General features: G+C 36.8%; 14 protein-coding genes, 1 tRNA gene and 1 pseudogene. 5 read left to right on the top strand and 11 right to left on the bottom strand.

The genetic code is table 11. From position 1 onward, the window contains the following. Nucleotides 1–98, top strand: a pseudogene (locus tag LDB17_RS12690) (ISL3 family transposase); the annotation flags it as partial. Between the two features lie 117 nt (nt 99–215). Here the strand turns inward: LDB17_RS12690 and LDB17_RS12695 are convergent. From LDB17_RS12695 to LDB17_RS12710, 4 genes are all read right to left on the bottom strand, one after another. Further along, nucleotides 216–288, bottom strand: a tRNA-Lys gene (locus LDB17_RS12695). A 167-nt stretch (nt 289–455) separates the two neighbouring features. Beyond that, nucleotides 456–1,874, bottom strand: coding sequence for a tetratricopeptide repeat protein (locus tag LDB17_RS12700; RefSeq protein ID WP_252637741.1), 1,419 nt, complete (start codon nt 1,872–1,874; stop codon nt 456–458). Between the two features lie 328 nt (nt 1,875–2,202). Continuing rightward, the gene (locus LDB17_RS12705; RefSeq protein WP_252637742.1) at nt 2,203–3,897 is read right to left on the bottom strand and encodes a glutamine--tRNA ligase/YqeY domain fusion protein; all 1,695 of its coding nucleotides are present in this window, start codon (nt 3,895–3,897) and stop codon (nt 2,203–2,205) included. Nucleotides 3,898–3,926: 29 nt separating this feature from the next. Beyond that, on the bottom strand, nt 3,927–4,181 hold the full coding sequence (locus tag LDB17_RS12710) for a hypothetical protein (protein WP_135105462.1): 255 nt from the start codon (nt 4,179–4,181) through the stop codon (nt 3,927–3,929). A gap of 287 nt (nt 4,182–4,468) precedes the next feature. On the opposite strand from LDB17_RS12710, the gene LDB17_RS12715 reads away from it, so the two are divergent. Then, complete coding sequence (locus tag LDB17_RS12715; protein ID WP_252637743.1) at nt 4,469–5,530, top strand: LD-carboxypeptidase; 1,062 nt, start codon at nt 4,469–4,471, stop codon at nt 5,528–5,530. A gap of 108 nt (nt 5,531–5,638) precedes the next feature. Next, on the top strand, nt 5,639–6,673 hold the full coding sequence (galE, locus tag LDB17_RS12720; RefSeq protein ID WP_252637744.1) for a UDP-glucose 4-epimerase GalE: 1,035 nt from the start codon (nt 5,639–5,641) through the stop codon (nt 6,671–6,673). 79 nt (nt 6,674–6,752) lie between these two features. Here galE and LDB17_RS12725 read toward each other — a convergent pair whose 3' ends face one another. The 3 genes from LDB17_RS12725 to LDB17_RS12735 are packed head-to-tail and all read right to left on the bottom strand — an operon-like array spanning nt 6,753 to nt 8,739. Continuing rightward, entirely contained in the window at nt 6,753–7,028 is a 276-nt protein-coding gene (locus LDB17_RS12725) for a GNAT family N-acetyltransferase (protein ID WP_252637745.1), read from the bottom strand. A gap of 46 nt (nt 7,029–7,074) precedes the next feature. After that, nucleotides 7,075–7,659 carry an LEA type 2 family protein gene (locus LDB17_RS12730; RefSeq protein ID WP_252637746.1) on the bottom strand — a complete coding sequence of 195 codons (585 nt, stop codon included), beginning with the start codon at nt 7,657–7,659 and terminating at the stop codon, nt 7,075–7,077. A gap of 33 nt (nt 7,660–7,692) precedes the next feature. Beyond that, nucleotides 7,693–8,739 (bottom strand): DUF2027 domain-containing protein, encoded by a 1,047-nt coding sequence (locus LDB17_RS12735; protein ID WP_252637747.1) that lies wholly within the window; start codon nt 8,737–8,739, stop codon nt 7,693–7,695. An 87-nt stretch (nt 8,740–8,826) separates the two neighbouring features. On the opposite strand from LDB17_RS12735, the gene LDB17_RS12740 reads away from it, so the two are divergent. Together LDB17_RS12740 and mltG are read left to right on the top strand one after the other, a co-directional pair. Further along, complete coding sequence (locus LDB17_RS12740) at nt 8,827–10,050, top strand: S-adenosylmethionine:tRNA ribosyltransferase-isomerase (RefSeq protein ID WP_252637748.1); 1,224 nt, start codon at nt 8,827–8,829, stop codon at nt 10,048–10,050. A 22-nt stretch (nt 10,051–10,072) separates the two neighbouring features. Beyond that, a complete protein-coding gene (mltG, locus tag LDB17_RS12745) occupies nt 10,073–11,086 on the top strand; it encodes an endolytic transglycosylase MltG (protein ID WP_252637749.1) in 1,014 nt (337 codons plus the stop codon). A 7-nt stretch (nt 11,087–11,093) separates the two neighbouring features. Here mltG and LDB17_RS12750 read toward each other — a convergent pair whose 3' ends face one another. The 4 genes from LDB17_RS12750 to LDB17_RS12765 form a co-directional block, all read right to left on the bottom strand. Then, nucleotides 11,094–12,503: an undecaprenyl-phosphate glucose phosphotransferase gene (locus LDB17_RS12750; protein ID WP_252637750.1), complete on the bottom strand. Its 1,410-nt coding sequence runs from the start codon at nt 12,501–12,503 to the stop codon at nt 11,094–11,096. Between the two features lie 49 nt (nt 12,504–12,552). Further along, nucleotides 12,553–13,452: a CPBP family intramembrane glutamic endopeptidase gene (locus LDB17_RS12755; RefSeq protein ID WP_252637751.1), complete on the bottom strand. Its 900-nt coding sequence runs from the start codon at nt 13,450–13,452 to the stop codon at nt 12,553–12,555. A gap of 4 nt (nt 13,453–13,456) precedes the next feature. After that, nucleotides 13,457–14,314 carry an N-acetylmuramoyl-L-alanine amidase-like domain-containing protein gene (locus LDB17_RS12760; RefSeq protein ID WP_252637752.1) on the bottom strand — a complete coding sequence of 286 codons (858 nt, stop codon included), beginning with the start codon at nt 14,312–14,314 and terminating at the stop codon, nt 13,457–13,459. A gap of 153 nt (nt 14,315–14,467) precedes the next feature. After that, complete coding sequence (locus LDB17_RS12765) at nt 14,468–14,872, bottom strand: DUF5856 family protein (protein WP_006841719.1); 405 nt, start codon at nt 14,870–14,872, stop codon at nt 14,468–14,470. Nucleotides 14,873–15,095 lie beyond the last annotated feature (223 nt).

Below are 15,095 nucleotides of genomic sequence, written 5' to 3' on the forward strand. Positions count from 1 at the left end.
AATCTTTCAATGCCAAGATTAAAGCATTTAGAGCTACGCTCAGAGGAGTAAAGCATATACCCTATTTTTTATTTAGATTAACGAATATTTATGCCTAGTCCACAACTTTTAGGGAAGAGCCGTAAATTGCCCTTTTCTGCCTATTTGGACAAAAGAAAAAACCTTGACTTTCTACTGAAAATCAAGGTTTTACTTCTTTTTACATCATTTGCTAGTGATCCCGCTGGGGCTCGAACCCAGGACCCCATCATTAAAAGTGATGTGCTCTACCTGCTGAGCTACGGAATCTCCCTGTTGCTTTATCAAAGCGAGTGCAAAGGTAGTTGAAAATATTTATTTACCAAATAAATGGAATAAAAAATTCCCTACATTCCTTCAATTCGCTATTCTTCATCATTATACTTGATAGATAATAATCTGAAAAATAATACACTATACACAATGATGGGAAAATGTTAATATTTCAAATTTTTGAATAGAGTTCTTGCCTCACGAGCTTTATTCAGATAAATTATCAAAGTATCTCTATCAAATAAGTTCGGATTTTGTGGAATATAAATAAGCTGAAACAATGAAAGAAGCTCCTTATCGGTAAACTGATCGAGTATTTCATTGAAATGCTCATTATCGTCCATCTCAAAATAGAGCAAAGCCAATCGCTCTTTCACCGCCAGATTATTAGGATCGAGATCTAACAGCTTTTCTGTATAATAAGCAGCCTTCTCATAATCCTCTTCCTTGATGCTAACCAGAGCTAGCCTGTCGGTCAGGTGAAAGTTTTCGTTATCCTCAGTATAGATATTTAAATAATACTCTCTTGCCTTGTCATAGCGCTCTTGCTTAAACTCAATCTCCCCTGCTATCATATTCAGGTCAAAAAAATCAGGGTTTGAGGCCAGTGCCTTCTGCACTATCTGTGAAGCCTTATTATATTCTTTCTGTTGTAGAAAAACGTATGCCTTTCTCGAAATAGATTCGGAAGTCTCTCCATTCAGCTTTTCATATTCTTCGAGAGCCGACAAAGCTTCGTCAAACATATCAAGAGACTGATAGCATTCTGCCAATAGAAAATGTATAGAGCTATCCCCTGAACTCGTTTGCAGCAGTTCATTAAAGATCTCAATCGCCTCTTCAGCCCTTCCGGCCAATGATAAACAGTGTGCTTTTAACTTCAGTACATTGTCATCCGAGTCGTTAATGGTAAGAGCAAAGTCAAATGCGTCTATCGCCCTCTCAAACTCCTCTCTGAGGGAATATAGCTTTCCCAGATTAACCCAAGCTTCATACGTATAGGGCTCAATATCCAGAATTTTATTTGTAGTCTCTATTGCTGCATCAAAATTGTCGAGCATTTCGTATGAATAGGCCAGATCAGACAATACATCTGTATTTTCGGGATTATGCTTCAGGCTCTCTTCAAAGTAAGAAACAGCCTCCTTAAAACAGTCAGCCTCAACATGGAGAAAACCCAGCTCGGCGAAGATCGTTTCAGGATCTTCATCCTCTTCTTTGTCTAGCATTTCTTCGGTCAGCTTATATGCTTCCATATAAAGCTCGAGTTGGAGGTAGCATTCTATTTTAAGCAGATACAGATCAAAGTCATATTCCGATGACGACATATTTATGATCTCTAAAGCTTCCGTATATTTACCGTCGTAGACCGCAAACTTAGCCTTCTTCACCAGCAAAGAACTATTAGCCGGATGTATGGTAAGCCCGGCATCAACAATCCTCCTTGCTGCATCTGTTTTGTCTAGAGAATCATAGTATTCCGCCAGTTCGTCAAATTCGTCTGCATCAAGATAAATAGGCTTGCCCGACTCTACCGACTGCTCATATTTTGTTACGAGTATTGATATATCTTTTTTCGACATTATTATAATTAATCCATAAAAGGCTACAAAGGTAACTCTTTTTTAGGTTGTTTCAGTGCAACTTGCAATATCAATCTTTAATCCACCTGGTTATAGTTAATGAATTTAAAACCAAAGCTTCTGCCATCGGGCTAATGTTCATATACCCCAAGACCTAACGCAATCCAATTATAACAAAAATATGGAATACACAAGCATTTTACTGATCACCCAAAAAGTGACACTTTTTACGATACTTCAAATTGCCACCTAAAAACAATTGCGTTCCATACGCCTGAAATATTTCCACAACGTAAAGAACGCAATACTATATAATAGATAAAATTAATTACTTATCTTTTGCCTTTGCCCAAGAATCTTTAAGAGACACAGTACGATTAAAGACCATATTCCCGGGAGTAGAATCTTTATCTACGCAGAAATAGCCTGTACGTTGAAACTGGAATTTATCCCCTTCCACCGCACTTTTGAGATAAGACTCCATCTTGCAGCCTTTAAGTACTTTTAATGAATCAGGGTTCAAAAGCTCTCTGAAATCTCTTCCATCATCAGCTGGATTTTCAACCATAAATAAGCGGTCGTATAAACGCACCTCAGCATCGAAAGAATCTTGAACGGAAACCCAATGTATAGTTCCTTTCACCTTGCGTCCGCTTTCGGGCATACCGCTTTTTGTGAGCTCATCATACTCAGCATATACCTCTATCACATTTCCTGCCTCATCCTTCTTACAGCCTGTGCATTTTACGATATAAGCATTTTTCAAACGCACTTCATTACCCGGCGTAAGACGGAAATATTTCTTAGGAGCATCTTCCATAAAGTCGTCACGCTCTATATACAGTTCACGAGAGAACAAGATATCATGACTTCCCGAGTTTTCATCTTCAGGATTGTTCTGAGCCACCATCACTTCTGTCTTATCCTCAGGATAGTTTGTAATCACAAGCTTAACAGGGTCAAGAATAGCTGATACACGAGTCGTTTTTTTATTGAGGTCTTCTCGTATAGCAAACTCAAACAAGCCAATATCGTTAACACCATCATACTTCGTATAACCTATCTTATCCATTAGTATACGAATAGACTCAGGAGTATATCCTCTTCGGCGGAATCCGGTAATGGTAGGCATACGAGGATCGTCCCAACCGCTAAGAATACCTTCTTCTACCATCGCTCGCAAATTGCGCTTACTAAGCAAAGTATATGTAAATTGCAATTTATTGAATTCATATTGATGAGGGCGATAGCTGTCTGTTGCCAACTGATCTATAAACCAATCGTAAAGTGGACGATGAGGTACAAACTCAAGCGTACACAACGAATGAGTCACACCTTCGAAATAATCGCATTGTCCGTGTGCAAAATCATACATTGGATAAGCCTTCCATGTAGTTCCGGTACGATGATGCGGACGATTGATAATACGATATATGATAGGGTCTCTAAAATGCATATTCGAAGCAGCCATATCTATCTTAGCACGAAGTACCATACTTCCTTCTTCAAAAACACCTTCGTTCATCTTTTGAAATAAATCGAGGCTCTCCTCAATAGGACGGTCACGATATGGGCTGGCAACTCCGGGTTCGGTAGGAGTTCCTTTTTGCTTCGCTATTTCTTCGGCCGATTGTTCGTCTATATAAGCTTTTCCTTCTTTTATCAATTGTACTGCAAAATCCCATAACTGAGGGAAATAATCGGATGCATAATATACATTTGCCCAGTCATATCCCAACCAGTGTATATCGTCCATGATAGAATCTACATATTCTACTTCTTCTTTTACAGGATTGGTATCATCAAACCGAAGGTTACATACTCCTCCATACTGCTGTGCTATACCAAAGTCTATGCAGATAGCTTTTGCGTGCCCGATATGTAAATATCCATTCGGTTCGGGCGGAAAACGAGTCTGTACACGGCTGTCATTTTTACCTTCTTTCAGGTCATTCTCAACAATAGCCTCTATAAAATTAAGACTCTTCTTAGGTTCTTCCGTATTCAACGTATTTTCAGACATATAAGTATAGGATTTTATTTATTCCCAGATTAGTTTGCTTTTGTTTCTTCTGTAAGGTACTTGTAATATGCTTGCAGAAATTCCTCATTTTTATCCGTGCCCTTGTATTCAGATATGATTTCTTGAGCTTCCATATATAATTTTTCCGCCTTTTCCAAATCAAGTTCTTTTACATATTTCAAGGATTCTTTATTCAGTTCGGCCGCTTTTTTTGCGTCACTATCCAATGACGAACAGGAGGCGAACATAAATAAAATAAAAATAAAAGACACAAAATGTTTCATTTCATAAAAAAATTAAGATACAAAGATATGTTTTTTTGGATTATGAGTTGTAAGTTGTGAGTTATAAGTTGAAGGTTATGCATTTTGCACTTTCAGATAGATTCTTTTTTGAGGATTAAGAGCTTAATTGGGGTCTGTTCAAATTTTAGTCAATGAAGAATATTAAAATCTTGAAGCGAAAACAGTGACAATATTATATCTTTGTCTTAAGTTAGTTATTCGTCAAAACATTAACGCGTATGATCTTACGGAAGATAAATGTTCCCGCAAAATCATAAACAAGAGATATGAATAGAAGAAGCTTTTTAAATGTAGGGATTGGTTTGTCTTTGGTTTCGCTGCTTCCCTACAAATTGGCAGCAAGAAACGAATCATACAAAGCAACGAATAAAGTTATAAAACCCGCCAGATTAAACCTCGGCGATAAAGTCGGGCTGATGGCTCCGGCTTGGCTGTTAAGCGAAAGCGGGTTGCAATCATCCATAGAGAATATAAGGCAACTTGGCTTTGAGCCGGTATATTCAGAAAAGATCCTCGACCAGTATGGCTATTTTAGTGGAACGGACAAAGAAAGAGCCGAGGAATTTAACAATATGATTAAAAATCCTGAAATAAAAGGAATAATCTTTGCTGCCGGAGGATATGGTTGTGCCCGAATTCTTGATATGGTAGACTACAACCTAATTAAGAAGAACCCGAAGCTTATTATGGGATTTAGCGACGATACGGCCCTCATCAATTCGATATATAAAAAGACAGGACTGATAACATTTCATGGCCCTGTAGCTAAGCTACTGGATAACCATTATTCGAGAAAACAATTCAAAGATATTGCAGTTAATCCGACCGACAGATATACAATAGTAAGTGCACCGGAAGATCTCCTGAAAGCGGAAGAAGAGAAGATATACGAACGATACACAATAAATCACGGCAAGGCGAAAGGGGAACTAACAGGGGGCAATCTGACTCTCATCTGTTCTATGATAGGAACTCCTTATCAAATAGGCTTAAAAAACAAAATCGTGATGATTGAAGACGTTGGAGAAGAACCATACAGAATTGACAGAATGCTGACCCAACTGATAGCTACAGGAGAATTAACTAAAGCTGCCGGAATTGCAATCGGAGTTAATAAAGATTGTGACAAATCAGAAAAGTCAACCGCTCCAAATTCATTTACGCTCAGGGAAGTAATCGAGGATCGGATTAAGCCATTAAATATTCCGGCAGTGCATGGATTATCATTTGGACACATCGATAATAACTTTACTTTCCCGATCGGAATAAAAGCAGAACTGGATGCAACGAATATGACAGTAAAACTACTCGAAAGATCTGTTATTTAAGAAACTCGTTCATCTATTTTTATAAAAGTTTCGTTGAGATCAGAGGACTATATAGTTGCAAACGACATGTTTTTTGTATCTTTAACGCTCAATTAAAAAACACTGAAAATGAAAGGAAAAATTCTTGTTACGGGTGGTGCCGGATATATTGGCTCTCATACTGTAGTAGAGTTACAAAACGCAGGTTACTCTGTCGTTATTATTGATGACTTATCTAATTCGACAGCAGATTCCATTGATGGCATTGAACGCATAACAGGCATACGTCCTATTTTTGAAAAACTAGACTGCAACGATATTGAGGGTTTGAGAAAATTGTTTACTGCTCATTCGGATATAAATGGTATTATACACTTTGCCGCCAGTAAGGCTGTAGGCGAATCAGTTCAAAAGCCACTACTATACTATAGAAACAACCTGAATTCGTTGATCAATCTACTCGATCTGATGCCTGAATTTGGTATCAAAAACATTGTATTCTCATCTTCGTGTACCGTATACGGCGAGCCGGACAAGAATCCGATAGACGAAACAGCCCCGGTGAAACCTGCGGAATCGCCTTATGGGAATACCAAACAAATAAATGAAGAAATAATAAAGGATGTAGTACGCTCGGGTGCTGATATAAAAAGTACGATACTACGCTACTTTAACCCGATAGGTGCGCATCCATCGACAGAAATAGGGGAGCTTCCAAACGGAGTCCCTCAAAACCTAGTGCCTTATATCACTCAAACTGCAATAGGAGTACGTCAACAGTTAAGTGTATTTGGCGACGACTACGACACTCCTGACGGTTCATGCATTCGCGACTTTATCAATGTTGTAGATCTGGCAAAAGCGCACGTGATAGCAATAGATCGTATGACAGGAAAGAAATCACTGGAAAAGGTTGAAATATTTAATCTCGGTACAGGTGTCGGGGTTTCTGTCCTAGAGCTTATCAAAGTATTTGAACAGGTGTCGGGCGTGAAATTAAACTATAAAATAGTAGGTCGCCGTGAAGGTGATATAGAAAAGATATGGGCCGACCCAAAACGTGCAAATACCGTACTGGGATGGACTGCCAAAGAAAACATAGAAGACACGATGAAGTCAGCATGGAATTGGCAACTGAAGCTAAGAGAAAAAGGAATTATGTAATCGCTTCAATATACAATACAAAAAGCAGCTGACTAATCAGCTGCTTTTCTATTAATATCCTTTTTGATAAACATTTCCTTTACGCTAAAAGATCGCTATATTCTTGATGTTTTTGTATATATACTTTTGTATAAGGACATACAGGATGAACTTTCAGTCCGTTTTCGCGAACATAGTCTAACAGATATTTAGTCAGTGCTGCTGCAATACCCCTACCTTCGAGCTCTTTTGGAACTTCGGTGTGAGTCACCACATAAACTCCGTCATTTACACGATAGTCCACAAGAGCGATCTGACCTTCTACTACTGTCTCAAAACGATTCTTGAGTTCATTATGCTTAATATTATATTCCATATTTCCACTTGTTTGGTTACAAAGTATAAACAATCTAACCTTCTGTTTAGTTCCCTCCAAAATTGAACACCAAAGGTATATAGGACGGAGAAGTGATAGGAACGTTACCAATAAGGAATGTTGGTTTCAACTGTACAAAGACTTTCGATTCTTTATTTCCTATACCGATAAAATTTTTAGCAATATTCACAACCGCATCTTTAGAGTTGTTCTTCATCAAAGTTGCCAGGTCTACACCTATTGCAATAGGCAGGGTTTTGGTTTGTCCTGCTTCAACACTCAATGCTTGATTCAGAGAGCCGGTAGTAAGCTGAATATCGTCAACACTTATTATGTACTGCAAGCCATTCATCATAGCAGCAGATGAATTCGGATTTTTCACATCCAGATTTAATGTAAAATTCAAAGGAATAGACGAAGCATTCCCACTCAAGATAGAGGTTACTTTTGGTATAGAGGTTACGGACAATCCATTCGATAAATTAACACCCGAAACAGTCAAACCCGAGATTGATTTATAGTTATACTCGCAGTTTATCATGTTATATGTACCCGACAAACTCTTTTGAACACTATCACAACTAATAAATATAGCCATGATGACAAGTAGTGATAAGATTTTCTTCTTCATATTTTAGTCTGTAATTATTACATTTTTTCGAAATTACTTTATAGTGACCATTGTTGCTCCATAACCGTATTCACGGAAAGAAGCATCTTGATAATATGCTGATTTATATTTTGAGCTTAATTCTTTCAATATAGCGTTCTTTAGTATACCATCACCTTTACCGTGTATGAATACAATCTTCTGCCCTTTGTTACGCTTATTCTCATCCATCACCTCTTTGAATTTATTGATTTGATACTCAAGAATATCAGAAGAAGACAAACCCTGAGTATTATCGATTAATTCATCCGCATGTAAATCAACCTCAATGATCGGACTTTTTTCTTTTTTTACGATTGGTTGTATGCGAGGTCGTTGCGAGACTTCTTTCTCATGCATAGCAGAAGCTATTTCTTCGGGAGAAATAATGAACTCTTTTTCTGCCAAATCGCGACGAACAATAGAATACAGCATAGCATCATCTTCGAAATAGTCATTTTCTTTGAAGCTATGAAGCCTGTAAAACTTAACTGTATCAATCCGAAGTTCAACCGAATATGTATTTTTTAAAGAATAAGGCTTCCCTTTTTTATAGGCAAAAAACTGTAAACAAACCTTCTCTATATCATTCAACTCTGTCTTCTCAAATTCTTCGAGAAAGAGTTTCGTGTTAGGCTCAATAATCCCTGTAGCTCTACTAACCCATCCTGCTTCAGCCCGACCCATATAGTTGTACGACAAATAATAATTGCTATCATTGATAAGATAACACTCAAAGTTTGTACTACTAAGGCTCTTTATATTCACAGGCAGATAAGCAAGATTGACAGTCAACAGCTCTCCTTCTTTTGTCTCCTCGGGCTTATACTCCTCTTCTTGCTTTATCGTTGAAGTTTGCTGCACAAACGTCTGCTGAGAAGGCTTGGTTGATTGTCTTACCTGCATATCGTTTGCAGGCTCTATCAAGACCGTCTCGCGAATAAGAACGGGAATATCAAACCCTTCCTCATCTTCTACCAACACAATATCTTTTCCCTGAAATCCCCGTACAACACCACCACCTGTAGTATTGAGGAAACGAACTTTATCTCCGATCTTCATAAATCTTAATTATTCTTTTTTAAGCTATTATTCAGCTTTTTTATTCACACAAAGTTCCTTATTTTTGTCGGATAAAAAAAGTAATAAGTGGAAATATCCAACCCTCAAAAAATACATATTCAAGATTATAATTATAATCTTCCGGATGAGCGTATTGCCAAATATCCCCTGACTAAACGGGATAATTCAAAACTTCTTGTATATAAGAACGAGAAAATAACCGATACTGTTTTCAGTAACTTAAATAATTTTCTGCCCGAAAATAGCCTTATGGTATTCAACAATACCAAAGTAATACAAGCAAGGCTTCATTTTCAGAAAACAACCGGAGCTCAGATAGAGATATTCTGTCTCGAACCGTATATGCCGAACGACTATCAGCTCAATTTTCAACAAACAGTAAAATGTTCATGGGTATGCTTGATCGGTAACCTAAAGAAGTGGAAAGAAGGAAGCCTTACCCGGCAAATAAAGGTAAACGAGCAAATTGTAAATTTCACGGCTACCCGTACAAAATCTCATGGTGACGCTCACGTTATAGACTTCGAGTGGGATAATCAAGGAGTGACATTTTCGGAGCTGCTTGATGCTGTGGGAGAATTACCAATTCCACCATACTTAAACAGGGCAACGGAAGAACAAGACAAACAAACATATCAGACCGTATATTCCAAAATAGACGGATCTGTTGCCGCACCTACAGCAGGACTTCATTTTACGCCCGAAGTCATGAAGTCATTGAAGGAGCAGGGCATGAAACTGGCAGAGGTTACTCTCCATGTAGGAGCCGGAACTTTTCGCCCGGTAAAATCGGATGAAATAGGAGATCATGTAATGCACTCTGAATTTATATCCGTACAAAAGAGTTTCATTGAAGAGCTAATAAGATTCGAAGGAAAAGTAATTGCAGTAGGCACAACATCCGTTCGCACACTGGAAAGCCTCTACTATATCGGAGTATCACTCGAAAACCAGAAGCAGTCACATCTGCACGTATCACAATGGATGCCTTACAATGATTCGAACAACAGGCTATCAAAAAAGGATGCTTTAAAAAATATCTTAGCATATTTAGAGGCGAATTCGCTAAGCACGTTGATTGCAGATACTCAAATTATTATTGCACCCGGCTATGAGTTCAAAATAGTAGATGGCATAGTAACGAACTTCCATCAACCTCAAAGTACACTCTTGTTGTTAGTATCAGCATTTTTAGGCAACAATAATTGGAAAAATATATATGAACATGCTCTCTCCTCTGATTATCGTTTTCTAAGTTATGGGGATAGTTCTTTATTATTAAAAGATTAACATAAACTAAAGAATAAAATTTATGAAAAAGAAAAGTACATATATTATTCTGGCCATTCTTGTTATAGGTTTATTCTTTTATGGATACCGGATTTTTAGCACCGGATTCAATATAGATAAAACTGTATATCTATATATCGATGATGACAAAGATTATAATACATTGCACCAAGAGATAAAGGATAGTGCAAAAATAAAAAGCATCTCAAACTTTGACATACTCGCTCTTTTATTAGATTATAAATCGAATATAAGAAGCGGACGCTATGCTGTAACGCCGGACATGAGTGTATATGATTTAATAAAGGACTTACGGAGTGGGCATCAGGCTCCGGTAAAACTTAAATTTAACAATATACGGACAAAGGAAGATCTAGCTCAACGCATCTCAGAGCAGCTAATGATAAATAAAGAGACTTTACTCAATACACTGGAAGATTCTACTAAATGCAAAGAACTCGGATTTAAACCTCAAACTGTAGTGGCCATGTTTATACCCAACACGTACGAATATTACTGGGATGTAACCATCGATAATTTTCTACAGCGAATGAAGAAAGAATATGAAAAATTTTGGACCAAAGATCGTTTAGAAAAGGCAAAAGAAATAGGGCTGACTCCTGTTGAGGTTTCTACGCTTGCTTCTATTGTGGAAGAAGAATGTACATATTCGGATGAATACCCTAAAGTTGCAGGTCTATATATGAATCGGTTACACATCGGGCAAGTATTGCAAGCAGACCCTACTGTGAAGTTTGCTGTTGGCGATTTTAGTCTACGTCGTATTTTAAATGTGCATACCGAAATTGATTCTCCATATAATACCTATAGAGTAAAAGGATTGCCTCCGGGCCCTATTCGTATTCCATCCATCAAAGGGATAGATGCTGTACTAAACTATACAAAACATGATTATCTGTACATGTGTGCAAAAGAAGACTTTTCAGGATATCATAATTTTGCGGCAAATTATCAGGAGCATTTAAGAAACAGGTCTTTATATATCAAGGCTTTGGATGCTAGAGGAATTAAATAATGAATGATTAGAAAGCATTCTGATCCCCTTTAAAGACATTTGCAATGGTCAGATAAATAATTTTCAGATCGAGGAAAAATGTCCAGTTTTCGAGATACCAAACATCTCTAATCACACGACCTTCCATTTCCTCAACCGTTCTGGTCTCGCCTCTATATCCTGTAACTTGCGCCCACCCCGTAATGCCGGGTTTCACCAAATGGCGTACCATAAATTTATCGATAATGGAAGAGTAAAGCTCGGTATGCTTAAGCATGTGTGGGCGTGGACCTACAACTGACATATCATTTTTTAGGACATTGATAAATTGAGGAAATTCATCTATACTTGTTTTCCGCATGAAAGCGCCTATTTTTGTCACGCGCGGATCTCCTGAAGTAGCCTGTAGTTTGTCTGCTTCCTTATTCGGTCGCATAGACCTGAATTTATAACAGTTGAAAACTCTGCCTCCTTTTCCTGTTCTTTTCTGCTTAAAGAAGACCGGCCCCTTGGATGTTGCCTTGATTATTGTTCCAAATATGATATAGACAATAGGAAATATTGTAAGGAGGACAAATACAGAAAGAATAAGATCAAAAGACCGTTTTACCAATCTATTAGAAAAATGCTGCAAAGGCTCGTTTCTAAGACTAAGAATTGGAGTAGACTCTAAGAACGTTAGAGCAAAACGCCGCTTTATATATTTATGAAACTCAGGAACTAAATGGAAACGAATCATATTCTTTTCAGAATAAGTAATTAGATCCACTATCGTCTCTTCCTTGTTATTAGGTAAGGTACAGAAGATTTCATCAATCTTCACCTGCTGAACATATGCCCTCACTTCAGACACTTTGCCTAAATAATTTGGCAGTACATCTTTCTTATCAGGATTATCATCAAAGAAACCCATTACTTTATATCCAAAGTCACTAAATAAAAGAGACTCATGTATTTTTATCCCATTCGTACCGCCTCCAATTATAACAACCTGCCTATAATTATAGCCTTTTCTACGATAATACTTTAGGGCTATTCTGAAAATAATATGCCAAATGATAAACGATGTAGCGAGGATAAAGAAGCCGATAATCCATGGCATAACAGGGATAGAAACCACATTGAATACAGAAAATCCGGTAGTAACCAAGAATGCATATAGCGCAATGAATATAGTAGATTTCTGCGCGATATTATCTAGATATATAACATTGGTTGCAATCTGAACATTCACAAAAGAAGCTACAAAAAAATAGCATAAGTTTATAAGCAAAAATGCGATCATGAACTCTTCGGAATACACAGTTGTCATATGTATCGGCTCATGGTAGATATAGAATGCTGTTAAAAAAAATATGTTGATAAGAAGTAAATCGCCAATGCGAATTATCCAATCAATCATAAATCCATATCCGTCTTTTCCTTCTGTTACATTCATAGCAGTATACAAATATAAAGATGCAAATATAACTATTTGTCACTAAAACTTAACGTAATTCCGCATTTTCAGGAGTCTTATATCGCTTCTTGTACATAAATATTATAAGGATAACAGTAAAAATAAGGCTAAGTATCGTAATCCACATATTTTTCTCCAAAGAGTAAACACTCAAATCTTCGTATTGAGGTGTTCCATAATATACAAATGCGAGTACAACTCCTATTACATTATTTACAGTATGTACCACAACCGGAATCCAGATTGTCCCTGACCAAACAAACATATAGCCTAGAACAGCTCCGAGTAACACACGTGGTATAAATCCATAAAACTGAAAATGCATTGCACTAAAAACGATCGCAGCTATCCAAACGGCAAAATGTTGATTCTTTACTATTTTTTGTATAATCTGCTGCAAACACCCTCTAAAAAAGAGCTCTTCACCGAGCCCGGCAACCACTGCAATAATTAATAAATTTAGGATAAGCCCGGCCATTGATTTATCGAGGAATAAAAGACCTGTCGTTTTTTCTGCCGCCAGCTCATTCTCTTTCATCCAAGCCTGAATAGCAGACATCGATTCGGGTAATACGATCTGCTGATTATAGTATCCAATAAAATTGATAAGAGGCTGTATTACGACTATTAAACAAACTCCTAATAGTAGAAAAGTAAGATTGTAAGATTCATCTATTTTCAGATATTCTTTAGTATTGCTCTGTGATAAAAAAGCAAATACCAGCGAAGGTATGATAAAGAAAAATGCAGTCTGGACTGTCAATGCCATCCTTGTGATCTTTACAGATTGGTTCAATTCGTCCAAGTGTCCACTAAGAGAAATTATTAAAGTTGTTAATATTAGCCCTGAGAAAGCTAAGAAAATAAAAAAGAAAAGTTGGGCCCAACCACCCATTCCGTATAATAAGCCTTTGTTATTTTGCTCCATTTTATTAATTATTGATCCTGAGTATACTTATTCCTGAACAGCTTTTTGAGTCGGCACAATACTCAACCAAAGTCTTCTTCTCTATCACAACCTGCTTCTGCTTACTCGACGCATGTATAAAGTGAAGTTCTCCGTTTTGCCAATATGCAATACCTATATGAGAATAGTCGAGACCTTGAAGTGAGGTCGCAAATACAACAATATCACCACTCTCTATTTTTTCTTTATTTTTAGATATAGATTCAACAGGAATGATTCTATAATTATCCCTGTTATTCACTGTTCTTTCTATTTCTTTCATTTTTGAGACATTTGCCTCATTATCTTTCAGGTGCTTATACGATTGAGGATGTCCCGACATAAAACTCAGCGGATGATTTATAATTTTACCTCCTATATCTGTACTGATATTTCTTAATAAGTTGTTTCTTTCATTTTCATATATCCAATCACTTGTATAATGAAGACGAGAAGTATAGCCTTTAATTTCTCCACCACGATAACGCATATTGATTAAACAAGAACAGTAATTCTCGAAAGAACTATCTCCTGATTTTATGACACGTGTGAGAGCAATACAATTTTCGACAAAAGTAGTACAGTCCAGCTCTCTAAGATTTATAATGAGAGTTTCGTTGTCTGAAGCCTCCAGAGTAGATGCAACATAAGGCTTGCCAAGGAGGAACTTAGCAGTTTTTACCAATAGCTCATTAAAGAGAAGATCTTTCTGCGGTTTAAACTGTTCAATGTAGCGAACAAAGATTAAAGAGTCTTCTTTCTGATATATTACACCATTTTCTCCCTTCATTTGAAAAGAAAGTATGATTAAAAGAGACAAAGCAAAAAATCTATAGAATTTCATAGCCTACCATTTAATACTTAGGTATAGTTTTTACCTATTTGCAAATATATGAAATTAAAGATGTTCGTTTTCTCTTTTAAATGAAAAAACGGAAGTCTATTATTCTAGACTCCCGTTTTCAATATTATTATCATTGCGGAAACTATTGATCAATTATTGGAGACGTTTTAGGCGATAAAGCAATTGCTGTATAGCTTCTTGATAATCATCTATAATTGCCTGTGTAAAAGCTTCTGCAAACAACTCTCTCTGAGATTCAGTATATTTGAAAAACTCCTCGGCATGTTTTACTATGTCTGCAGGATTAGCTGTTTCAGGAATTACAATATCTAAATCGCCCTTTACTGCATAAGATGTTTCTACAAGACGATCTGTAACGTCAAGAAGGTCTTCCAAGGCTTGGTCTAATGCAATGTGTTGCGCATAGCTGCCCTTGCCTGTAACGTGCCAATGATAAAGTTTTAAACTATTGTTGAAAGAAAACATCTTTCCAACAAATTTTGCAATATCAGCATTTACTGATACATTCTTTTTTTCTTTTAATGTTGAAGTACTCATGATGATAAAATTTATTTATTAATATTGTTTTTATATAGACAAATATAATAACAAAAAGAGAGAATTCCAAATATATATAATTGAATATCTAGATACTGACATAGACGTCACCTATGATCGTTCTCTCGATACAAGTAATGCATTGCATATTATAAAACGATATAATGCAACTCTTTGTTTATTCTTTTAAGCCTATTATGGTGCTGAATGTTTAAAAAAACAT

Source organism: Dysgonomonas sp. Shenzhen-Wh21 (assembly GCF_043392705.1).
In the GTDB taxonomy this organism is placed as follows: Bacteria; Bacteroidota; Bacteroidia; order Bacteroidales; family Dysgonomonadaceae; genus Dysgonomonas.

Excerpts from the sequence above, each read along its gene's own strand:
- LDB17_RS12700 (WP_252637741.1), bottom strand. The coding sequence starts at position 1,874 with ATGTCGAAAAAAGATATATCAATACTCGTAACAAAATATGAGCAGTCG.
- LDB17_RS12705 (WP_252637742.1), bottom strand. The coding sequence starts at position 3,897 with ATGTCTGAAAATACGTTGAATACGGAAGAACCTAAGAAGAGTCTTAAT.
- LDB17_RS12710 (WP_135105462.1), bottom strand. The coding sequence starts at position 4,181 with ATGAAACATTTTGTGTCTTTTATTTTTATTTTATTTATGTTCGCCTCC.
- LDB17_RS12715 (WP_252637743.1), top strand. The coding sequence starts at position 4,469 with ATGAATAGAAGAAGCTTTTTAAATGTAGGGATTGGTTTGTCTTTGGTT.
- galE (WP_252637744.1), top strand. The coding sequence starts at position 5,639 with ATGAAAGGAAAAATTCTTGTTACGGGTGGTGCCGGATATATTGGCTCT.
- LDB17_RS12725 (WP_252637745.1), bottom strand. The coding sequence starts at position 7,028 with ATGGAATATAATATTAAGCATAATGAACTCAAGAATCGTTTTGAGACA.
- LDB17_RS12730 (WP_252637746.1), bottom strand. The coding sequence starts at position 7,659 with ATGAAGAAGAAAATCTTATCACTACTTGTCATCATGGCTATATTTATT.
- LDB17_RS12735 (WP_252637747.1), bottom strand. The coding sequence starts at position 8,739 with ATGAAGATCGGAGATAAAGTTCGTTTCCTCAATACTACAGGTGGTGGT.
- mltG (WP_252637749.1), top strand. The coding sequence starts at position 10,073 with ATGAAAAAGAAAAGTACATATATTATTCTGGCCATTCTTGTTATAGGT.
- LDB17_RS12750 (WP_252637750.1), bottom strand. The coding sequence starts at position 12,503 with ATGAATGTAACAGAAGGAAAAGACGGATATGGATTTATGATTGATTGG.
- LDB17_RS12755 (WP_252637751.1), bottom strand. The coding sequence starts at position 13,452 with ATGGAGCAAAATAACAAAGGCTTATTATACGGAATGGGTGGTTGGGCC.
- LDB17_RS12760 (WP_252637752.1), bottom strand. The coding sequence starts at position 14,314 with ATGAAATTCTATAGATTTTTTGCTTTGTCTCTTTTAATCATACTTTCT.
- LDB17_RS12765 (WP_006841719.1), bottom strand. The coding sequence starts at position 14,872 with ATGAGTACTTCAACATTAAAAGAAAAAAAGAATGTATCAGTAAATGCT.